This is a genomic window from Streptomyces sp. NPDC022552, from assembly GCF_055561875.1.
In genome coordinates this window covers 298,711-319,273 of the sequence record NZ_JBVHGJ010000009.1, presented here as the reverse complement: position 1 = coordinate 319,273, position 20,563 = coordinate 298,711, and the positions used below count along the sequence as shown (strand labels likewise).

The window sequence follows — 20,563 nt, the reverse complement described above, 5'->3', positions numbered from 1 at the left end:
CCCGTGGTCGTCCTCGTGCCGGTCAGGCCAGCTTCGCCCGGACGGTGTCGACCAGCGCGTCCAGGGCCACCGGCTCCTGCTCACCGGACTCCATGTCCTTGAGCTGGACCACGCCCTCGGCCAGGTCGCGCTCGCCCGCGACGACGGCGAACCGGGCGCCCGAGCGGTTGGCGTCCTTCATCGCGCCCTTGAGTCCCTTGCCGCCGAACGCGAAGTCGGCCGCGACGCCCGCCTTGCGGAGCTCGGTGACCTTCGCGAACAGCAGACGACGCGCCTCGTCGCCGAGCGCGACGGCGAAGACGCTGGTCGCCGCCGGGATGTCCAGCTCGACGCCCTCGGCCTCCAGGGCCAGCACCGTACGGTCCACGCCCAGCGCCCAGCCGACCGACGGAAGCACGGGGCCGCCGATCATTTCCGAGAGGCCGTCGTAGCGGCCGCCGCCGCCGACCGCGGACTGCGAGCCCAGACCGTCGTGGACGAACTCGAAGGTCGTCCGCGTGTAGTAGTCCAGACCGCGCACCAGCTTGGCATCGTCCTCGAAGGCCACACCCGCCGCGGTGATCAGCGCGCGTACCTCCTCGTGGTACGCCTTGCACGCGTCGCACAGGTAGTCGCGCAGCAGCGGTGCGCCGCCGAGCTGCTTCTGCACGGACTCGCGCTTGTCGTCGAGGACCCGGAGCGGATTGATCTCGGCCCGGCGGAGCGTCTCCTCGTCGAGGTCGAGCCCGCGCAGGAACGTCTGCAGCGCCTCGCGGTAGACGGGACGGCACTCCTTGTCGCCGAGCGAGTTCAGCAGGATGCGGAAGTTCCGCAGGCCGAGCGAGCGGTACGCGTCGTCGGCCAGGATGATCAGCTCGGCGTCGAGCGCCGGGTCCTCGGCGCCGATCGCCTCGGCACCGACCTGGGAGAAGTGCCGGTAGCGGCCCTTCTGCGGGCGCTCGTAGCGGTAGTACGAGCCGGAGTACCAGAGCTTCACCGGCAGGTTGCCCTGCTTGTGCAGGCTGGCCTCGAGGGCCGCGCGCAGCACGGAGGCGGTGCCTTCGGGGCGCAGCGCCAGCTCGGAGCCGCCCTTGGTCGTGAGGGTGTACATCTCCTTGGTGACGATGTCGGTGGACTCGCCGACACCGCGAGCGAAGAGGTTGACGTCCTCGAAGCCGGGCGTCTCGATGTAGCCGTAGCCGGACTTGCGCAGCGGTCCGGAGATGGCGTCGCGCACCGCCAGGTACTTCGCGGAGTACGGCGGAATCAGGTCGTACGTGCCCTTGGGGGCCTTGAAGGTGCTCAACGTAGTCTCGTCACATTCCTCGTCGGGGAGCCTTCGCGCTCCCGAGGCCGGCGGCCACATCCCGGAGATACGGGTTCGTGGCGCGCTCCTGGCCGATGGTCGTCTGGGGACCGTGTCCCGACAGCACCACGGTCGAGTTGTCGAGCGGCAGGCACACGCGGGCCAGCGATTCGAGCATCTCGTCCATGTCACCGCCGGGCAGGTCGGTGCGTCCGATGGAGCCGGCGAAGAGCAGATCGCCCGAGAAGAACACGGAGGGAATGTCCGTGGTCTGCGGCATCTGGAAGGTCACCGACCCCTTGGTATGACCGGGCGCATGCGCGACCGAGAACTCCAGCCCTGCGAGGTCCAGCTTCGCGCCGTCGGTGAGCTCGTGCACGTCGTCCGGCTCGCCCACGGTCAGTTCGCCCATGAGCGGCATCCCGATGGAGCGGCCGAGGGCCTTCTCCGGGTCGCTCATCATGTACCGGTCGGCGGGGTGGATCCACGCGGGTACGTCATGGGCGCCGCAGACCGGGACGACGGAGGCGACGTGGTCGATGTGTCCATGGGTGAGGACCACGGCGACGGGCTTGAGCCGATGCTTCTTCAGCGTCTCCTCGACTCCCTGGGCGGCCTGGTGGCCCGGGTCGATGATCACGCACTCCTCGCCTGCGGCGGGGGCGACCAGATAGCAGTTGGTCCCCCAGGCCCCGGCGGGGAACCCGGCAATCAGCACGATCGTCCTTAAATGTCGTCCGGCACGAGGTGCGGCGGAGCGGAAGCGGCAGATCAGAGCCTACCGGCGCTGCGTATTCCACAGCCAACCCGTATACGGTACGGGCACACCAGGCCAGGACAGGAACAGTCGAGCGACAAGGAGCAGACCCGGTGGTCAGCAGCGATCAGCGGCGGCGGCAGCTCGCCAGGGAGAAGTACGAGCGTCAGCAGCAGCGCCGGCAGGAGGCGCGGCAGAAGGCCAAGCGCCGGAACACCGTGATCGCGGCCTCGCTCGCCGTCGTGCTGGCCGCGGGCGGAGCGGTGTACGCGTCGGTCGCGCTGACCGACGACGGCAGCACGAAGGCGGCCGACGACGCGACGCCGAGCGACGCCCCGACGCCCACTCCCTCGGCGAGCGAGTCGAAGGCCCCGGAGCCGGCGATGGCCATCGACAAGAAGGCCACGTACACGATGTCCCTGAAGACGAACGAGGGCGACATCGGGATCACCATGGACGCGGCGAAGACCCCGCGCACGGTGAACTCCTTCAAGCACCTCGCGGACAAGAAGTACTTCGACGGAACGAAGTGCCACCGGCTCACCACCGAGGGCATCTTCGTCCTCCAGTGCGGTGACCCGAAGGGCGACGGTACCGGCGGTCCCGGGTACACGATCCCGGACGAGAACCTGGACGCGCTGGGCAAGGCCGGCGCTGACGGTTCGGTGACCTTCCCCGCCGGGACGGTCGCGATGGCCAACACGATGCAGCCGAACACGGGCGGCAGCCAGTTCTTCCTCGTCTACGAGGACACCAAGCTGCCTCCGCAGTTCACCCCCTTCGGGAAGATCGACGCGGCCGGCCTGAAGGTCGTCGAGGAGGTCGCGAAGGGCGGGGTCGAGGGCGGTGCCAAGGACGGTGCGCCCAAGACGGCCGTGACGATCGAGAAGGCCACGGTCGCCAAGAAGTGACACACCGCGTGACCGTTGAATTTCGGTCGCGCGGAGAGCGGACAGCCGGGCGGCCGGTCGCCTAGATTGGCGTTGTGCAGCGCGGTCCTGTATCCGCGTTGTTGAGGGCGGGCGAGGCCCGCCGGGAACCTGTGGACGATGCCCAGGGGGCACAACCCCCTCGTCGGCATCATGTGGAGGAGGCGCTGTGAGCAGCGACCCGTGGGGCCGCGTCGACGAGACGGGCACCGTGTACGTGCGTACAGCCGAGGGCGAGAAGGTCGTCGGATCGTGGCAGGCCGGCACTCCCGAGGAGGCACTGGCCTACTTCGAGCGCAAGTACGAGGGCCTGGTTGTCGAGATCGGCCTCCTCGAGAAGAGGGTGAAGACCACCGACCTCTCGGCGAAGGACGCCACGGCCGCGATCGACCACATCCGGCACCAGGTCGACGAGCATCACGCCGTGGGTGACCTCGCCGCGCTGACCGCTCGTCTCGACAAGCTGGTCGGGACGGTCGAGTCGCGCCGCGAGGAGCGCAAGGTCCAGAAGGCCAAGCAGGCCGACGAGGCGCGCGGCGCCAAGGAGGCGCTGGTCAAGGAGGCCGAGGAGCTGGCGCAGAGCGAGCAGTGGCGGGTGGCCGGCGAGCGGCTGCGCGCGCTCGTGGACACCTGGAAGGGCCTGCCGCGGCTCGACCGGAAGTCCGACGACGAGCTGTGGCACCGCTTCTCGCACGCCCGCTCGGCGTTCTCCAAGCGCCGCAAGGCGCACTTCGCCTCGCTGGACGCGCAGCGCGAGGAGGCCCGCAAGGCCAAGGAGAAGCTGGTCGCCGAGGCCGAGTCGCTGTCGAACTCCACGGACTGGGGTGGCACGGCCGCCCGCTACCGCGATCTGATGGCGGAGTGGAAGGCCGTGGGCCGGGCGCAGCGCGAGCACGAGGACGACCTGTGGAACCGCTTCCGCGGCGCCCAGGACGTCTTCTTCGCGGCGCGCGGTGAGGTCTTCGCCGAGCGGGACGCGGAGCAGACCGAGAACCTCAAGCTGAAGGAGGAGCTCGCGGCCGAGGCCGAGAAGCTGGTGCCGGTGACGGATCTGAAGGCGGCACGCGCGGCCTTCCGCTCCATCAACGAGCGCTGGGAGGCCATCGGCCATGTGCCGCGCGACGCCCGGCCGAAGGTCGAGGGCCGGATGCACGCGGTCGAGCGGGCGCTCCAGGAGTCCGAGGAGTCGGAGTGGCGCCGGACGAACCCGGAGGCACGCGCGCGTGCCGCGGGTCTGACGGGCCAGCTGCAGGACGCCGTCGACAAGCTCCAGAAGCAGATCGACGCGGCCCGCGCGGCGGGCAACGACGCCAAGGCCGACAAGCTGGCGCGTGAGCTGGAGGGCCGCCAGGCTCTCCTCGACCAGGCGCTGAAGGGTCTGCAGGAGTTCGGCGGCTGATCCCGCGTACGTACGAGAAGGGCCCCGGTACCTCGCACAGGTACCGGGGCCCTTCTCGTACGTCCTCCGAGGTGTCTCGGCTCCCCGCCGGACCTCTACGGCCGCCGTGCCGAGGTGACGCGGTAGACGTCGTAGACGCCCTCCACACCGCGGACGGCCTTCAGGACGTGGCCGAGGTGCTTCGGGTCGCCCATCTCGAAGGTGAAGCGCGAGGTGGCCACCCGGTCGCGGGAGGTCTGGACGGCCGCCGAAAGGATGTTGACGTGCTGGTCCGACAGGACGCGGGTGACGTCCGAGAGCAGCCGGGAGCGGTCGAGGGCTTCGACCTGGATGGCGACCAGGAAGACCGAGGACTGCGTGGGCGCCCACTCGACCTCGAGGATGCGCTCCGGCTCGCGCGAGAGCGAGTCGACGTTGACGCAGTCGCTGCGGTGCACCGAGACGCCGCTGCCGCGGGTGACGAAGCCGATGATCGGGTCGCCGGGCACGGGGGTGCAGCAGCGGGCCAGCTTGACCCAGACGTCCTCGACGCCCTTGACGACGACACCGGGGTCGGCGCTGGAGCGGCGCTTGGAGCGGCCGCGCGTGGGCGGGGCCGTCTCGGCGATGTCCTCGTTGGCGGCCTCCTCGCCGCCGAGCGCCTGGACGAGCTTCTGCACGATGGACTGGGCCGTGACATGGCCCTCGCCGATCGCCGCGTACAGCGAGGAGATGTCGCTGTAGCGCATCTCGTGCGCGAGCGTCACGAGCGAGTCGCCGGTCAGGATCCGCTGGATCGGCAGGTTCTGCTTGCGCATGGCCCGCGCGATGGCGTCCTTGCCCTGCTCGATCGCCTCGTCGCGGCGCTCCTTGGAGAACCAGGCACGGATCTTGTTGCGGGCGCGCGGGGACTTGACGAAGCCCAGCCAGTCGCGGGACGGGCCGGCGCCTGCGGCCTTGGAGGTGAAGACCTCGACCAGGTCGCCGTTGTCGAGGGTCGACTCCAGCGGCACGAGCCGCCCGTTGACCCGCGCCCCTATGGTGCGGTGACCGACCTCGGTGTGCACGGCGTACGAGAAGTCGACGGGGGTGGCCCCGGCGGGCAGCGCTATGACGTCGCCCTTGGGGGTGAAGACGAAGACCTCGTTGCGCGACAGGTCGAAGCGCAGGGACTCCAGGAACTCTCCGGGGTCCTCGGTCTCCTTCTGCCAGTCGAGCAGCTGGCGCAGCCACGCCATGTCGTTGAGGTGGTCGTCCTTGCCGACGCTCTTCGGTACGTCGGTGCGCACCTTGGAGGCTCCGGCGACGGCCTCCTGCTTGTACTTCCAGTGCGCGGCGATGCCGTACTCGGCGCGGCGGTGCATGTCGAACGTACGGATCTGGAGCTCGACGGGCTTGCCGTTGGGGCCGATGACCGTGGTGTGCAGCGACTGGTACATGTTGAACTTCGGCATCGCGATGTAGTCCTTGAACCGGCCGGGGACCGGGTTCCATCGCGCGTGGACGGTGCCGAGGGCCGCGTAGCAGTCGCGGACGGTGTCCACGAGGACGCGGATGCCGACCAGGTCGTAGATCTCCGCGAAGTCACGGCCGCGGACGATCATCTTCTGGTAGACGCTGTAGTAGTGCTTCGGCCGGCCGGTTACGGTGGCCTTGATGCGGGCGGCGCGCAGGTCGGACTGGACCTCGTCGGTCACTATGGCGAGGTACTCGTCGCGCTTGGGGGCGCGCTCGGCGACGAGCCGGACGATCTCGTCGTACATCTTGGGGTAGAGGATCGCGAAGGCGAGGTCCTCCAGCTCCCACTTGATGGTGTTCATGCCCAGGCGGTGGGCGAGCGGTGCGTAGATCTCCAGGGTCTCGCGGGCCTTCTTCTCCTGCTTCTCCCGCTTGAGATAGCGCATGGTGCGCATGTTGTGCAGGCGGTCGGCGAGCTTGATGACCAGGACTCGCGGGTCCTTGGCCATGGCGACGACCATCTTGCGGACGGTCTCGGCCTGCGCGGCCTCGCCGAACTTGACCTTGTCGAGCTTGGTGACGCCGTCGACGAGGAGGGCGACCTGGTCGCCGAAGTCGCGGCGCAGGGTGTCGAGGCCGTACTCGGTGTCCTCGACGGTGTCGTGCAGCAGACCGGCCATGAGCGTGGCCGGGTCCATGCCGAGCTCGGCGAGGATGGTGGTCACGGCGAGCGGGTGCGTGATGTACGGGTCGCCGCTCTTGCGCTTCTGGCCGCGGTGCCAGCGCTCGGCGACCTGGTAGGCGCGCTCGACCTGACGGAGCGTCGCCGTCTCGATCTTCGGGTCGTTGGAGCGGACGATCCGCAGCAGCGGTTCGAGGACCGGGTTGTACGGGGAGGAGCGCTGGACGCCGAGGCGGGCGAGCCGGGCGCGCACACGGTTGGACGAGCCGCCGGAGCGGGTCACGGGTGCGGGCGCGGGCTTGGGCGTGGAGGCCGCCGGGGCCGGGGAGGGGGCCACGGGCGTGGGCTTGCTCTCCGCGGGCTTGTTCTGGGGCGTCGCGGGTCGCCCCGCCGCGGCCTTCTCGGCCTGCGGGTCGGGCTGCGCGGCGGAGAGTGGCTGGGCCTCGTCTGGCAAGAGCGCTCCTCTGGGGTCCCCCCGGACGGACTCTGGGGGAGGTACCGGGTCCCCCGGTCAGGCCCGGAAAGGCCATCGTATCGATCCGGGGGCCGCCGTGCTCACGCGTGCGGAGGGTGAGACGGGCACCACGCGCGCGAAGACCCCGTTCCGGGGCATACATGGGGTGAACGGACGGGGCGCCCCGGGGATTCCCCGGGGCGCCCCACACCTCACGCGCGCGTGCGGTGTCAGACCGTGATCAGCGCCTCCAGCGGAGCGCCGCGCAGGGCGGACTCCAGGCGGACACGCCCGGGCAGGAAGCCGAGCTCCATGAGGACCGCGACGCCCGCGACCTCGGCACCGGCCCGCCGGATGAGCTCGATGGAGGCCTCGGCGGTGCCGCCGGTGGCGAGGACGTCGTCGATGACCATGACACGGTCGCCCGCGGCCAGGTCCTCGGCGTGCACCTCGATCTCGGCGGTGCCGTACTCCAGCTCGTACGCCTGCTTCAGCGTCGCTCCGGGCAGCTTGCCGGCCTTGCGGACCGGGACGAAGCCCAGGCCGGCTCGGACGGCGACCGGGGCGGCGAGGATGAAGCCGCGCGCCTCGAGGCCGACGATCTTCGTCGCGCCGTGCGTGACGCACAGCGCGGCGAGGCTGCCGGTCAGCGCCGTGAACGCCTCCGGGTCCGCGAGCAGCGGGGTGATGTCCTTGAACAGCACGCCCGGCTTCGGGTAGTCGGGGACGTCACGGATCCGGCTGAGGAGCAGGGCCGTGGTGTCCTGTGCCTCGGCGGTCATCCGCGGTTCTCCGACGGGCGGCCGCGACGGCCGCGCTGGCCGACGACGGTGGTCTCCGCCTCGTCGTGGAAGTCGTCCGCGTCCTCGTCCTGACCGTCCAGGGACTCGCCCTTGGCGGCCGCGGACGCGCGCTTGGCGAGCACCCGCTTCTTGAGCGCCTTGATCGCCGGCTCGCGCTCCTTGAGGTCGGCGACGAGCGGGGTGGCGATGAAGATCGACGAGTACGCACCGGCGGCGAGGCCGACGAACAGCGACAGCGAGATGTCGTTCAGCATGCCTGCGCCGAGGACACCGCCACCGATGAAGAGCAGACCGGCCACCGGCAGCAGGGCCACGACGGTGGTGTTGATCGAACGGACCAGGGTGCCGTTGATCGACCGGTTGGCCATGTCGCTGTACGTGAACCGGGTCTGTTTGGTGATGTCCTTCGTTCCCTCCTTGAGGGAGTCGAAGACGACCACGGTGTCGTACAGCGAATAGCCGAGGATCGTCAGCAGACCGATGACCGTACCGACCGTGACTTCGAAGCCGACGAGCGAGTAGATGCCGACGGTGATGGTCAGGTCGTGGATCAGGGCGATGAGCGCCGCTACCGCCATTCTCCATTCGAAGGCGATGGCCAGATAGATCACCACGAGGATCATGAAGACCGCGAGACCGGTCCATGCCTTGGTGGCGATCTGCTCACCCCAGCTCGGACCGACCAGCTCCGCCGCGATCTTGTTCTCGGCGATGCCGAGGTCCTTGGCCAGCTCGGCGCGGACCTGGTCGGACTTCTCGGTGTCGAGGCCGCCGACCTGGATGCGCAGCGCGCCGCTGCCGAGCTTCTGGACGACCGCGTCGTGGCCGGAGGCCTCTTCGGCGTACTCCTGCGCCTGGGAGACCGAGACCTCGGACTTGGGGGTGGTGAAGACGGCACCGCCCTGGAACTCGATGCCCATGTTCAGGCCACGGACGGCCAGGGCCACGATCGCCGTGATGGTGATCAGGATGGACAGGCCGTACCAGATCTTGCGGTTCCCGATGAAGTCGTAGGCGACCTCACCGCGGTTGAGCCGGGCGCCGAGACTGTCGCGCTTCTTCGCCATCTCACGCCTCCTTCGGGTGATCGACGGGGGCGGAGACACGACGGGAGCGGCGCAGCGGCGGCTTGGCGCCCAGGCGCTTGGGGTCGAGGCCGGACCAGGCGTGACCCTCGCCGAAGAACTTGCTCCGCGCGAGCAGCGTCATCAGCGGCTTGGTGAAGAGGAACACCACGACCACGTCGAGCAGGGTGGTCAGACCGAGGGTGAACGCGAAGCCCTGGACCTTGCCGACGGTGACGACGAAGAGCACCGCGGCGGCGAGGAAGGACACGAAGTCGGAGACGAGGATCGTGCGCCGGGCACGCGGCCAGGCGCGCTCGACGGCCGGGCGCAGCGTCCGGCCCTCGCGGACCTCGTCGCGGATGCGTTCGAAGTAGACGATGAACGAGTCCGCGGTGATACCGATGGCGACGATGGCACCGCACACGGCCGGCAGGTTCAGCGCGAAGCCGATGGCCGGGCCGAGCAGGGCCATGATCACGTACGTCAGGAGGGCCGAGACCCCGAGGCTGAGCAGCGCGATCAGCGACAGGCCGCGGTAGTAGATCACCAGGTAGAGCACGACGAGACCGAGGCCGATGGCGCCGGCGATCAGACCGGCCTCCAGCTGCTCGCCGCCGAGGGCGGCGGTGACGGTGTCGACGCTCTGGGTGTCGAAGGTGAGGGGCAGGGCGCCGTAGGACAGGATGTTGCCGAGGTCCTGGGCGGACTGCTGGTTGAAGCTGCCGGAGATCTCCGCGTTGGCGCTCAGCGTCGTCCGCACGGACGGGGCCGAGACGACCTCGCCGTCCAGGACGATCGCGAACTGGTTCTGCGGCGCCTGCTGCTGCGAGAGCTTGCTGGTGATCTGCGAGAACTTCTTGGCACCGGCGCTCGTGAACTCCATGTTCACGATCCACATGCCACGCGTCTGGTCGAACTCGCCCTTGGCGTCGTCGACGTCCTGGCCGTCCACCTCGGCCGGGCCGAGGAGGTACTTCTCCCACTGACCGACGGCGTTCTTGCCGCAGGCGACGGTGGAGTCGGACGCCTTGACGCCCTGACCGGCGGCAGCGCGCTGCTTGGGGTCGAGGCAGTTCAGGGTGGCGAACTTCTGCTCGAGCGCCGAGGCCGCGGGGTCCGCGCTCGGGGTGCCGGAGGGCTTCGGGCTCTCGGAGCCCTTCGGCGTGGCCGAACCGGTGGGCGTCGGCGTCGGGGCCTTGAGGGCCTCCGAGACCGCGCGGCCCTGCGTGGAGGCGCTCGAGGACGGGGTGGCGGTCGGCTTGTCCTTGCCCTTGTCCGCGCTCGAGCCGGACGCCGAGGGCTTCGGCGACGTGGAGGAGCTGGCGCTGGGCGCCGGCTGCTCGGAGGGCGCGTAGGTCAGGACGGGCCGGAAGTAGAGCTGGGCGGTGGTGCCGACCTGCTCACGGGCCTGCTTCTCGTTCACACCCCGGGGGATGTTGACGATGATGTTCTCGCGGCCCTGCGTCTGGACCTCGGCCTCGGAAACACCCAGACCGTTGACACGACGCTCGATGATGCCGACCGCGGTGTTCATGTTGGTCTCGTTGACGGCGTCTTCCTGGCCGGGCTCGGCCTTCGCCTTCAGCGTGATCGACGTACCACCGGCGAGGTCGATGCCCAGCCGCGGCGTGGTGTGACCCGACCAGAACATTCCGCCCGTGAGCGCGACCATCGCGATCAGGATCAGAGCCAGGGCGCGCCCCGGCCTGCTCTGGCCCCCCGGGCCCCCCGCCGGCCTTCGGCCCTTCTTCGGTGCTGCCACCTTGTCGTTTCTCCCTGTCCAACCGTCCCGCGCCGGGTGTGCGCGGTGCGGCCACGAAGTGTGTGTGGGGACCTGCCCCCGCAGACGTGGAACCGTGCCGGGGACCGCGGGCGCCTGTGGGCGTTCCCGCGGTCCCCGGTCGCGACTACTTCGCCTCGGCCCCGCTGTCGCCCTTGCCGTCCTTCTTGACCTCGGCGTCGGCCTCGACGGCCTCGGCCTTCTTGGTCAGGTCGGGCTTGGTGTCCTCGACGACCTCGTCCGCCGCGACGGCGTCGGCCGTCTCGGTCAGGGAGGAGGCGTCGTCCGGGACGACGGTCTCGGCGTCCGGCTCGTCACCGTGGACGATGCGGTTGTACTCGTCGTCCGGGAGAACCGCGCCGATGGCGTTCTTCGCGTAGACGGCGTGCACGCCGGGAGCGACCTCGAGGAGGACGGTCTCGTCGCCGATTTCCTTGACGGTGGCGTACATCCCCCCGATCGTGCGTACGCCGGTGCCGGGCTGCATCTCGTCGCGCATCTGCGCGGCCGCCTGCTGCTTCTTCTTCGCAGAGCGGGTCATCAGGAACATGGCCCCGATGAGGACGATGAAGGGGAGGAGGGTCACGATACTCACGGGACGGGTTTCCTTCGCACGGACGCGGAGAACCCGCGGCCTGATCTTCGGGGGTGGGCGTGCCGACCAGAAAGGTCGGCATCGGCGGAGTCTAGGCGAGTCCGCATCGTTGGAACAACGTCCAGCATCGCACCCTGGTTCCTCGTCCGACGAGTCTCCGCGCCGTCACCGCACCGTCACGCCCCGAAGAGCCCCTGTTGTCCGCTTCCTGGCGTGCCCGGGGCCGCTGCCTGCGGCGGAACGAGTCCGAGGTGGGTCCATGCCGCCGGAGTGGCGACCCGACCACGGGGTGTGCGCGCCAGGAGTCCTTCTCGTACGAGGAAGGGTTCGGCGACCTCCTCGACGGTCTCCCGCTCCTCCCCCACGGCCACCGCGAGGGTCGACAGACCGACCGGTCCGCCGCCGAAGAGCTTGAGCAGGGCCTCCAGGACGGCCCGGTCGAGCCGGTCGAGTCCACGGCTGTCCACCTCGTAGACACCGAGCGCGGCGGCGGCGATCTCGCGGTTGATCACGCCGTCGGCCCTGACCTGGGCGTAGTCGCGGACGCGGCGGAGCAGGCGGTTGGCGATGCGGGGGGTGCCGCGGGAGCGGCCGGCGATCTCGGCGGCTCCGGCGGTGTCGATCTCGACGTCGAGGAGTCCGGCGGAGCGGTGGATGACGCGCTCCAGCTCGGCGGGGTCGTAGAACTCCATGTGACCGGTGAAGCCGAAGCGGTCCCGGAGCGGGGGCGGCAGGAGCCCGGCCCGGGTGGTGGCGCCGACGAGCGTGAAGGGCGGCAGCTCCAGGGGGATGGCGGTGGCGCCGGGACCCTTGCCGACGATCACGTCGACGCGGAAGTCCTCCATCGCCATGTAGAGCATCTCCTCGGCGGGGCGGGACATGCGGTGGATCTCGTCGAGGAAGAGGATCTCCCCCTCCTGGAGGGAGGAGAGGATCGCCGCCAGGTCGCCGGCGTGCTGGATGGCGGGGCCGGAGGTGATCCGGATCGGGGCGTTCATCTCGGCCGCGATGATCATCGACAGGGTGGTCTTGCCGAGGCCGGGGGCGCCGGAGAGCAGGACGTGGTCGGCGGTGGCACCGCGCTGGCGGGCGGCCTTGAGGACCAGGTCGAGCTGCTGGCGGACCTTCTCCTGACCGACGAACTCGCTGAGGTCCTTGGGACGCAGCGCCGCCTCGACGGCCTGGTCGTCACCTTCGGCGGAGGCGCCGACGAGGCGTTCCTCGGCTGCGGGTGCGGTGTCGTCGTCCCAGTTCACGGTGTCTGCCTTCGTGGTGATGGTGCGGTGGTGTGCGCGGTGCGGGGCGCCTGCGGCGGGCTTTTCCCCACCTCGCCCCTTCCCGATCCGGGGGCAAGCCCCCAGGCCCCCGTACGGCCTTCGGCCGTGTCCTCAGACGCCGGACGGGCTGATTCTCGCCTGCCAGGGCGAAAATCCAGCCCCGCCGGCGATTGAGGCGCGGGGTCTGGGGCGGAGTCCCGGTTCGGGAAGGTGGGCGGTGAGGAGAAGGCCTCGCGTGGCGGTCATCGTCAGCGGGCTCGGTTCAGGGACTGGAGGGCCGCGCGGAGGAGCTGCGGGACCGGGGCCGTGCCGCCCGCGGCGATCGCGGCTTCGGCCTGCGGGGTCACCGTCGCGACCGCGTCCTCCGCCTCGCGCGACGCGTAGCCGAGGCCGATGAGGGCGGCGGAGAGCTGCTCCGTCCACGGCGCCGGGCCGGACGCCGCCGCGCGCTGGGCGCCCACCAGGCCGCTGCTGCCCAGCGGAGCGCCCAGTTTGTCCTTCAGTTCGAGGAGTAGCTTCTGTGCGCCCTTCTTGCCGATGCCGGGCACCGCGGTCAGCGCCTTCTCGTCCCCCGTGGAGACCGCGAGGCGCAGCGCGTCCGGGCTGTGCACGCCGAGCATGGCCTGGGCGAGGCGGGGCCCGACACCGCTCGCGGTCTGGAGCAGCTCGAAGACCTGGCGCTCGTCGTCGTCGGCGAAGCCGTACAGCGTCAAGGAGTCCTCACGGACCACCAACGACGTTGCCAGCCGGGCTTCCTGACCGATCCTCAGCTCGGCGATGGTGTTCGGCGTGCACTGGACGGCCATGCCCACGCCGCCGACCTCGATGACCGCGGTGGTGGGGGCGAGCGCGGCGACCGGGCCGCTGACGAAGGCGATCATGCGGGGCGGCCTTTCGAGGCGTGAGTTGCGTGATGGGCGGCCACGGCCTGCTGGAGGCGGTTCTGGGCCGGGGCCCGCCAGATGTGACAGATGGCCAGGGCGAGGGCGTCCGCCGCGTCGGCCGGCTTGGGCGGCGCGGAGAGCCGCAGCAGCCGGGTCACCATGGCCCCGACCTGGGCCTTGTCGGCGCGTCCGCTGCCGGTGACGGCGGCCTTGACCTCGCTCGGGGTGTGCAGGGCGACGGGGATGCCGCGGCGCGAGGCGCAGAGCATGGCGACGGCGCTGGCCTGGGCGGTGCCCATGACCGTACGCACGTTGTGCTGGCTGAACACCCGCTCCACGGCGACCAGTTCGGGTGAGAAGCGGTCGAGCCACTCCTCGATGCCGCGCTCGATGCCGACCAGCCGTATGCCGATGTCGTCGTCGGCGGCGGTCCGCACGACGCCCACGCCGAGCATGGTCAGGGGTCGCCCGGCGACGCCTTCGACGACGCCGACGCCGCACCGGGTCAGCCCCGGGTCCACCCCGAGCACGCGCACCTCAAGCCCCTCCCTGGACCGTCTTCGTAAATCTGTTTGTGCAGGCTATCCGCTGCCACTGACAACGCCGCACAAACGGCGGCGGGCCGACGGGGGTGTGTCCCCGTCGGCCCGCCGTGAAAGGACCGGGATCAGGCGTCGACCTTCTCCATGACCTCGTCGCTGACGTCGAAGTTGGCGAAGACGTTCTGCACGTCGTCGCTGTCCTCCAGCGCGTCGATCAGCTTGAAGATCTTGCGCGCGCCCTCCTCGTCCAGCTCGACCTGCATGGTCGGGACGAAGCTGGAGTCGGCGGAGTCGTAGTCGATACCGGCCTCCTGGAGGGCGGTACGGACGGCGACCATGTCGGTGGCCTCGCTGATGACCTCGAAGCTCTCACCGAGGTCGTTGACCTCTTCGGCACCCGCGTCGAGGACGGCGCCGAGGACGTCGTCCTCGGTCAGCTCGCCCTTGGGCAGCACGATGACGCCCTTGCGGTTGAACAGGTACGAGACCGAGCCGGGGTCGGCCATCGAGCCGCCGTTGCGGGTCATGGCGACGCGGACGTCGGAGGCGGCACGGTTGCGGTTGTCGGTGAGGCACTCGATGAGCACCGCGACACCGTTCGGACCGTAGCCCTCGTACATGATCGTCTCGTAGTCGACGCCGCCGGCCTCGAGGCCGCCGCCCCGCTTGATCGCCGAGTCGATGTTCTTGTTCGGGACCGAGCTCTTCTTCGCCTTCTGCACGGCGTCGAACAGCGTCGGGTTACCGTCCAGGTCGGCGCCGCCGGTCCGGGCGGCGACCTCGATGTTCTTGATCAGCTTCGCGAAGAGCTTGCCGCGCTTGGCATCGATCACGGCCTTCTTGTGCTTCGTCGTAGCCCATTTAGAGTGGCCGGACATCTGCCTGTCTCCTTCGCGTAACCCATTTCTGAACGAACCCCAGAGATCCTACCGGGACGTCGTCACCGCGCGTCGCGCACCATGTCGACGAACAGGGCGTGGACGCGGTGATCACCGGTGAGTTCGGGGTGGAACGAGGTCGCCAGGGCCCGGCCCTGTCGTACGGCCACGATGTGGCCCTCGTGCTCGGCGAGGACCTCGACCTCCGCGCCGACGGACTCGACCCACGGGGCGCGGATGAAGACGCCCTCGACGGGCCCGTCCTCGATGCCGGTGACGGTGACGCCCGCCTCGAAGGACTCGTTCTGGCGTCCGAACGCGTTGCGGCGGACGATCATGTCGATGCCGCCGAAGGTCTCCTGGCCCGAGCGCGGGTCGAGGATCTTGTCGGCCAGCATGATCAGGCCGGCGCAGGTGCCGTAGACCGGCAGGCCGGACGCGATGCGCTCGCGCAGCGGCTCCATCAGGCCGAACAGGGCGGCCAGCTTGGAGATGGTGGTGGACTCGCCGCCGGGTATGACGAGGCCGTCGACCTCGGCGAGCTCCTCGGGGCGCCGGACCGGCCTGGCCACGGCGTCAGCCGCGGCCAGGGCGATCAGGTGCTCCCGTACGTCGCCCTGGAGTGCCAGGACACCGATCACGGGTGTGCTCATGGGTGATTACCAGCCGCGGTTGGCGTAGCGCTCGGACTCGGGGAGGGTGTCGCAGTTGATGCCGACCATGGCCTCGCCCAGGTTGCGGGAGGCGTCCGCGATGATCTTCGGGTCGTCGTAGAAGGTGGTGGCCTTCACGATCGCGGCGGCACGCTTGGCCGGGTCGCCCGACTTGAAGATGCCGGAGCCGACGAAGACGCCCTCGGCACCGAGCTGGCGCATCAGCGCGGCGTCGGCGGGGGTGGCGACACCACCGGCGGAGAACAGCACGACCGGCAGCTTGCCGAGCTCGGCGACCTCCTTGACGAGCTCGTACGGGGCGCGCAGGTCCTTGGCGGCGGCGAACAGCTCGTTGTTGTCGTAGCCGCGCAGCTTGGCGATCTCGTTCTTGATCTGGCGCAGGTGGCGGACGGCCTCGACGACGTTGCCGGTGCCGGCCTCGCCCTTGGAGCGGATCATGGCCGCGCCCTCGGCGATGCGGCGCAGGGCCTCGCCCAGGTTGGTGGCGCCACAGACGAAGGGGGTGGTGAAGGCCCACTTGTCGGAGTGGTTGATCTCGTCGGCCGGGGTCAGGACCTCGGACTCGTCGATGTAGTCGACGCCGAGGGACTGCAGGACCTGCGCCTCGACGAAGTGGCCGATCCGGGACTTGGCCATGACCGGGATGGAGACCGCGCCGATGATCTCTTCGATCATGTTCGGGTCGGACATACGGGCGACGCCGCCGTCCTTGCGGATGTCGGCGGGGACCCGCTCCAGGGCCATGACGGCCACGGCGCCGGCGTCCTCGGCGATCTTCGCCTGCTCGGCGTTGACCACGTCCATGATCACGCCGCCCTTGAGCTGCTCGGCCATGCCGCGCTTGACGCGCGCGGTGCCGGTCTCGGGAGACTGGGTGCTGTTGGGAAGCGTGGTGGACACGGGGACCTCACTCGTGAAAGCGGTGTTGAGACAAGAGTGAGGAAACAGGCCACCACCAGTCCACAGCAAGGGCCAATACACAGCCGGTGGATCGTTTTGATTGATTTCGCAGGCTGGAAGGGTCAGGCCGGGCGATCGGCAAGGGCGACGGGCGGTTCGTCGTCCATTTCGAAGGCCAGCGGAAACGGAGCGTGGCCTGCGAGCCGGAACCAGCGCACCGTGCGGTGGCGGCGCAGCGCCCGTGCGGCGCGCACGGCGTCGTTGTGGAACCTCCGGGCCATCGGTACGCGGCGGACGGCCGCCGCGAGTTCGCCCGCGGCCTCCTCGCCGCCGGGGGCCTCCCGTACCGCCTCGACCTGCTCGGGCTCGCCGAAAACGGCCCGCAGCGCCTGGCTCAGCTCGCTCTCGGCGACCTCGCGCTGGTCCTCCTCGGCCTGCCGGGCGGCGTGCGCGGCCTCGTAGAGCACGATCGAGGCGGCCGGGTCGAGCACTCCGGACGTGGCCAGTTCCTGGGCGACCGAGGCGCGGCGCAACAGCTGGGCGTCGAGGGCGGCGCGCGCCGCGTCGATCCGCGAGTGCAGCCGGTCGAGCCGGCCGGCGGTCCAGCTGAGGTACAGGCCGATCGCGATCAGCGCGACGACGGTCCAGATCAGGGTTTGGGTCACGGGCGCACAGGCTACCGTCGCGGCGGCAGGACCCCTTCCCACAGGTCACGGTCGTGGGCGAATCGGACCTTCGCCGTCCGCCCGTCGCCCAGTTCGGCGAGCCGGTCGAGCCAGGGGCGGTACGGGACGCCGAACTCGGCGGCGACGTCGTACGCCTGCCCCGCGAGGACGGTGATGTGGTCACCGTGGTCGAGCACCAGGGACTGGTGGCCCTCGGTGTGCCCCGGTGTGGGTACGACCGTGATCCCGGGCGCGATCTCGTACTCGCCGTCGATCTCCTGGTACCGGACGCCGTCGAGCAGCCGGTCGAGGGTGTGGTCGCCGGCCCGTGCGGTGGCCAGTTCCTTGCGCTGGACCAGGATCGGGGTGTCGGGGAAGAGCGGGTTGCCGCCGATGTGGTCGAAGTGGAGGTGGCAGTTCACGACGAGGTCGACGTCCCGCGCGGCGGCGGGGAGAGGGTGCCGGGTGGGCCGGTAGTGCGCGTCCGCCTCAGGGGAGCCCTCCCCCATGCCGGTGTCGAAGAGCAGGGCGCCGTGCTCATGGCGTACGAGATACGCGAGAGCGGGCTCCACGCGGTCGTGGGGCCCGCCCCACTCGTCGGCGGGGCGGACGAAGTGACCAAGGTCCAGGATCTGAACGGTTGTTGAGGTCATGCGCCCAGCTTGCCCGAAAGGGCGCCGCCCCCGTGGGCTGCGCCCACCCTCCCCCAGCCTTCGTCCGGGGGACCCCAGCCCCGGCGGAACAGACCCCACAGGGCAGGGGCTCAGTCGCGCGACGCCAGGCCGAACCGCGCCCGCAGGCCCACGCGTTCGTCCGTCGCCACCGATGCCGCGCCGTCCGTCACCGTCTCGTAGACCGCGAGGATGTCCGCGCCCACCGTCGACCAGTCGAAGCGCCGCACATGCGCGCTGCCGCGCCTGCTCAGCTCCTTGCGCCGCACCTCGTCCCCGAGGAGCCGGATCGCCGTGTCCGCCAGCGCGTCCGCGTCCTCGTTGGCGAAGAGCTCGCCCGCCGCGCCCTGGTCCAGGACCTGGGCGAAGGCGTCCAGATCGGAGGCGAGGACCGGCGCGCCCGCCGACAGAGCCTCGACCAGGATGATGCCGAAGCTCTCGCCGCCCGTGTTCGGTGCCACGTAGACGTCGACGCTGCGCAGCAGCCGCGCCTTGTCCTCGTCGCTGACCATCCCGAGGAACTCGACGCGTTCCCGCATCTCGCGCGGCAGCGAGGCCACCGCCTCCTCCTCGTCGCCGCGCCCTGCCACGAGGAGCCGTGTCCCGGGCCGTTCCGCGAGGATCTTCGGCAGCGCCTTCATCAGGACCGGCAGGCCCTTGCGCGGCTCGTCGATGCGCCCGATGAAGCCGAGGGTCTGCCCCTGCCACTCCTTCTTGGGCTCCGCCCGCGCGAAGAAGTCGACATCGACGCCGTTGGGGATGACGACGGCGTCGCCGCCGAGGTGCTCGACCAGGGTCCGCCGGGCGTACTCGCTCACCGCGATCCGCGCGCTGATCTTCTCCAGCGCGGGCTGCAGGATCGGGTACGCGGCGATCATCGCCCGCGAGCGCGGGTTGGACGTGTGGAAGGTGGCGACGATCGGCCCCTGCGCGGCCCAGCAGCTCAGCAGGCCCAGCGAGGGCGAGGCCGGCTCGTGGATGTGGATGACGTCGAAGGTGCCGTCGTGCAGCCAGCGCCGTACGCGCGCCGCCGACAGGAAGCCGAAGTTCAGCCGGGCCACCGAGCCGTTGTACGGGACCGGCACGGCGCGGCCTGCCGAGACGACGTACGGGGGCAGCGGGGTCTCGTCGTCGGCGGGGGCGAGCACCGAGACCTCGTGCCCGAGCCTGATGAGGTGGTCGGCGAGGTCGCGGATGTGGAACTGGACGCCGCCGGGGACGTCCCAGGAGTAGGGGCAGACGATGCCGATCTTCACGGCTGTCGCTCCTCGCCGAGCGGCGCGCGCTCCTCCAGGTCCTTCAGCCACAGTCGCTGGAGCATGTGCCAGTCCTCCGGGTGGTCCGCGATTCCGCCGGCGAAGGCATCGGCCAGCGCCTGTGTCATCACGGACGTCTTCTCGACCCGTGTACCTGACTCGGGTACGTCGACGGGCGCGTGCACGCGCCCCCTCATGACAGGTGTCTCGTCGTACCAGAGGGTCACCGGCAGCAGCAGCGCGCCCGTCTGCTGGGCGAGCAGCGCGGGCCCGGCCGGCATCCGCGCCGTCTCCCCGAAGAAGATGACCTCGGTGCCGGAGGCGGAGAGATCACGGTCGGCGACCAGACAGACCAGGCCACCGTCGCGCAGCCGGCGGGCGAGCGTGCCGAAGGCGGAGCCGCCGGAGTGCGGCAGGACCTCCATGCCCAGCGACTCGCGGTAGGCGACGAACCGGTCGTACAGCGTCTCCGGCTTGAGCCGCTCCGCGACCGTGGTGAACGGGACGCCGAGCGAGCGGGTCACCCACACGCCCGCGAGGTCCCAGTTGGCCAGGTGCGGCAGCGCGAGGATCACTCCGCGGCCGGAGGCGAGCCCGTCCTTCAGGTAATGGACGTCCTTGATGTCGACGCCGGCCCCGACGCGCTCCCGGCTCCAGGTCGGCAGCCGGAAGGACTCCATCCAGTACCGCATGTACGAGCGCATGCCGGCCTTCGACAGCTCGGCGAGCCGGTCCGGGCCGGCGTCGGGCACCACGCGCGCGAGGTTGGCTTCGAGGCGCAGCACGCTCTTGCCGCGACGCTTCCAGGCGGTGTCGGCGATCCGCCGCCCGAGCCCGGCCGCCACCGGCTCCGGCAGTCTTTTCACGGTCGCCCAGCCGAGCCCGTACAGGGTGTCGGTCAGCCGGTCCTTCATCCCGCTCATGACGTCGCCTCGTTCCCCCGCGCACCGGACGCGTCCGCGGCCGCGTCGGCCTCCGCCGATTCCCGTCGCACCGTGACCACGCGCTGACCGAGGGTCACCGCACTGCCCACGGCCACGATCCACAGCGCGATCGGCAGCAGGACGTCGACGCCCGGCACGCCGAAGCCGTGCAGTCCGGCGAGGCCCGCGGCGACCAGCGAGATCACGAGCCGCTCGGCCCGTTCCACCAGACCGTTGACCGCGACCGGCAGGCCGATCGATTCTCCTCGCGCCTTGGTGTACGAGACGACCTGGCCGCTGGCCAGGCAGAAGATCGAGACGGCGCACAGCACGTTGTCGTTGCCGCTACCCGCGTACCAGAGCGCGAAGCCACCGAAGATGGCGCCGTCGGCGACCCGGTCGAGGGTCGAGTCGAGGAACGCGCCCCAGCGGCTGGAGATCCCCGCCTGCCGGGCCATGTTCCCGTCGACGAGGTCGGAGAAGACGAAGAGGGTGATGACGATCGTGCCCCAGAAGAACTCTCCCCTGGGGAAGAAGACCAGGGCTCCCGCCATCACACCGGCCGTGCCGATGAGCGTCACCGCGTCGGGGCTGACGCCCCGACGAAGCAGAAACGCGGCGAACGGTGTGAGGACACGCGTAAAAAATGCACGCGCGTACTTGTTCAGCATGGCCTTCCCGAGGTTCGGTGGGCCGCGGCCCCTA

20 protein-coding genes are annotated in these 20,563 nt (G+C 70.3%); 2 read left to right on the top strand and 18 right to left on the bottom strand.

The window, feature by feature from the left end:
* Window positions 1-22: 22 nt before the first annotated feature.
* Both hisS and ACZ3OF_RS24245 read right to left on the bottom strand, forming a co-directional pair.
* Complete coding sequence (hisS, locus tag ACZ3OF_RS24250; protein ID WP_467306699.1) at window positions 23-1,285, bottom strand: histidine--tRNA ligase; 1,263 nt, start codon at window positions 1,283-1,285, stop codon at window positions 23-25.
* 10 nt (window positions 1,286-1,295) lie between these two features.
* A complete protein-coding gene (locus tag ACZ3OF_RS24245) occupies window positions 1,296-2,003 on the bottom strand; it encodes an MBL fold metallo-hydrolase (RefSeq protein ID WP_361670763.1) in 708 nt (235 codons plus the stop codon).
* A gap of 152 nt (window positions 2,004-2,155) precedes the next feature.
* On the opposite strand from ACZ3OF_RS24245, the gene ACZ3OF_RS24240 reads away from it, so the two are divergent.
* A complete protein-coding gene (locus ACZ3OF_RS24240; protein ID WP_361670765.1) occupies window positions 2,156-2,953 on the top strand; it encodes a peptidylprolyl isomerase in 798 nt (265 codons plus the stop codon).
* A gap of 187 nt (window positions 2,954-3,140) precedes the next feature.
* Window positions 3,141-4,370: a DUF349 domain-containing protein gene (locus ACZ3OF_RS24235; protein ID WP_361670767.1), complete on the top strand. Its 1,230-nt coding sequence runs from the start codon at window positions 3,141-3,143 to the stop codon at window positions 4,368-4,370.
* 95 nt (window positions 4,371-4,465) lie between these two features.
* Here the strand turns inward: ACZ3OF_RS24235 and ACZ3OF_RS24230 are convergent, their stop codons facing one another.
* The 16 genes from ACZ3OF_RS24230 to pgsA form a co-directional block, all read right to left on the bottom strand.
* A complete protein-coding gene (locus ACZ3OF_RS24230) occupies window positions 4,466-6,943 on the bottom strand; it encodes a RelA/SpoT family protein (RefSeq protein ID WP_467306695.1) in 2,478 nt (825 codons plus the stop codon).
* Window positions 6,944-7,173: 230 nt separating this feature from the next.
* Entirely contained in the window at window positions 7,174-7,725 is a 552-nt protein-coding gene (locus tag ACZ3OF_RS24225) for an adenine phosphoribosyltransferase (RefSeq protein WP_467306693.1), read from the bottom strand.
* Entirely contained in the window at window positions 7,722-8,813 is a 1,092-nt protein-coding gene (gene secF, locus ACZ3OF_RS24220; protein WP_361609294.1) for a protein translocase subunit SecF, read from the bottom strand. Before secF ends, ACZ3OF_RS24225 begins: the two co-directional genes overlap by 4 nt.
* Window position 8,814: 1 nt before the next feature.
* A complete protein-coding gene (secD, locus tag ACZ3OF_RS24215; protein WP_361670773.1) occupies window positions 8,815-10,575 on the bottom strand; it encodes a protein translocase subunit SecD in 1,761 nt (586 codons plus the stop codon).
* Window positions 10,576-10,720: 145 nt separating this feature from the next.
* Window positions 10,721-11,188, bottom strand: a complete 468-nt coding sequence (yajC, locus tag ACZ3OF_RS24210; RefSeq protein WP_361670776.1) for a preprotein translocase subunit YajC — start codon at window positions 11,186-11,188, stop codon at window positions 10,721-10,723.
* 176 nt (window positions 11,189-11,364) lie between these two features.
* Window positions 11,365-12,444: a Holliday junction branch migration DNA helicase RuvB gene (gene ruvB, locus ACZ3OF_RS24205; protein ID WP_361438773.1), complete on the bottom strand. Its 1,080-nt coding sequence runs from the start codon at window positions 12,442-12,444 to the stop codon at window positions 11,365-11,367.
* A gap of 269 nt (window positions 12,445-12,713) precedes the next feature.
* Window positions 12,714-13,346: a Holliday junction branch migration protein RuvA gene (gene ruvA, locus ACZ3OF_RS24200; RefSeq protein WP_361670778.1), complete on the bottom strand. Its 633-nt coding sequence runs from the start codon at window positions 13,344-13,346 to the stop codon at window positions 12,714-12,716.
* A complete protein-coding gene (ruvC, locus tag ACZ3OF_RS24195) occupies window positions 13,343-13,885 on the bottom strand; it encodes a crossover junction endodeoxyribonuclease RuvC (protein WP_389575326.1) in 543 nt (180 codons plus the stop codon). The genes ruvA and ruvC overlap by 4 nt, the downstream gene beginning before the upstream one ends.
* Window positions 13,886-14,016: 131 nt before the next feature.
* Window positions 14,017-14,769 (bottom strand): YebC/PmpR family DNA-binding transcriptional regulator, encoded by a 753-nt coding sequence (locus tag ACZ3OF_RS24190; RefSeq protein WP_356895748.1) that lies wholly within the window; start codon window positions 14,767-14,769, stop codon window positions 14,017-14,019.
* A gap of 62 nt (window positions 14,770-14,831) precedes the next feature.
* Window positions 14,832-15,422 (bottom strand): pyridoxal 5'-phosphate synthase glutaminase subunit PdxT, encoded by a 591-nt coding sequence (pdxT, locus tag ACZ3OF_RS24185; protein ID WP_361670783.1) that lies wholly within the window; start codon window positions 15,420-15,422, stop codon window positions 14,832-14,834.
* A gap of 6 nt (window positions 15,423-15,428) precedes the next feature.
* Window positions 15,429-16,277 carry a pyridoxal 5'-phosphate synthase lyase subunit PdxS gene (gene pdxS, locus ACZ3OF_RS24180; protein WP_389575419.1) on the bottom strand — a complete coding sequence of 283 codons (849 nt, stop codon included), beginning with the start codon at window positions 16,275-16,277 and terminating at the stop codon, window positions 15,429-15,431.
* A 188-nt stretch (window positions 16,278-16,465) separates the two neighbouring features.
* Window positions 16,466-17,008 (bottom strand): LemA family protein, encoded by a 543-nt coding sequence (locus ACZ3OF_RS24175; protein WP_361438783.1) that lies wholly within the window; start codon window positions 17,006-17,008, stop codon window positions 16,466-16,468.
* Window positions 17,009-17,019: 11 nt separating this feature from the next.
* On the bottom strand, window positions 17,020-17,661 hold the full coding sequence (locus ACZ3OF_RS24170; protein WP_467306686.1) for an MBL fold metallo-hydrolase: 642 nt from the start codon (window positions 17,659-17,661) through the stop codon (window positions 17,020-17,022).
* A gap of 110 nt (window positions 17,662-17,771) precedes the next feature.
* On the bottom strand, window positions 17,772-18,935 hold the full coding sequence (locus ACZ3OF_RS24165) for a glycosyltransferase family 4 protein (protein WP_361670791.1): 1,164 nt from the start codon (window positions 18,933-18,935) through the stop codon (window positions 17,772-17,774).
* Window positions 18,932-19,858, bottom strand: coding sequence for a phosphatidylinositol mannoside acyltransferase (locus tag ACZ3OF_RS24160; protein WP_361670793.1), 927 nt, complete (start codon window positions 19,856-19,858; stop codon window positions 18,932-18,934). The genes ACZ3OF_RS24165 and ACZ3OF_RS24160 overlap by 4 nt, the downstream gene beginning before the upstream one ends.
* Complete coding sequence (gene pgsA / locus ACZ3OF_RS24155) at window positions 19,855-20,529, bottom strand: phosphatidylinositol phosphate synthase (protein ID WP_361670795.1); 675 nt, start codon at window positions 20,527-20,529, stop codon at window positions 19,855-19,857. The genes ACZ3OF_RS24160 and pgsA overlap by 4 nt, the downstream gene beginning before the upstream one ends.
* Window positions 20,530-20,563 lie beyond the last annotated feature (34 nt).

Excerpts from the sequence above, each read along its gene's own strand:
- pdxT (WP_361670783.1), bottom strand. The coding sequence starts at position 15,422 with ATGAGCACACCCGTGATCGGTGTCCTGGCACTCCAGGGCGACGTACGG.
- ruvA (WP_361670778.1), bottom strand. The coding sequence starts at position 13,346 with ATGATCGCCTTCGTCAGCGGCCCGGTCGCCGCGCTCGCCCCCACCACC.
- ACZ3OF_RS24225 (WP_467306693.1), bottom strand. The coding sequence starts at position 7,725 with ATGACCGCCGAGGCACAGGACACCACGGCCCTGCTCCTCAGCCGGATC.
- ACZ3OF_RS24170 (WP_467306686.1), bottom strand. The coding sequence starts at position 17,661 with ATGACCTCAACAACCGTTCAGATCCTGGACCTTGGTCACTTCGTCCGC.
- ACZ3OF_RS24190 (WP_356895748.1), bottom strand. The coding sequence starts at position 14,769 with ATGTCCGGCCACTCTAAATGGGCTACGACGAAGCACAAGAAGGCCGTG.
- pdxS (WP_389575419.1), bottom strand. The coding sequence starts at position 16,277 with ATGGCCGAGCAGCTCAAGGGCGGCGTGATCATGGACGTGGTCAACGCC.
- pgsA (WP_361670795.1), bottom strand. The coding sequence starts at position 20,529 with ATGCTGAACAAGTACGCGCGTGCATTTTTTACGCGTGTCCTCACACCG.
- secF (WP_361609294.1), bottom strand. The coding sequence starts at position 8,813 with ATGGCGAAGAAGCGCGACAGTCTCGGCGCCCGGCTCAACCGCGGTGAG.
- ACZ3OF_RS24160 (WP_361670793.1), bottom strand. The coding sequence starts at position 19,858 with ATGAGCGGGATGAAGGACCGGCTGACCGACACCCTGTACGGGCTCGGC.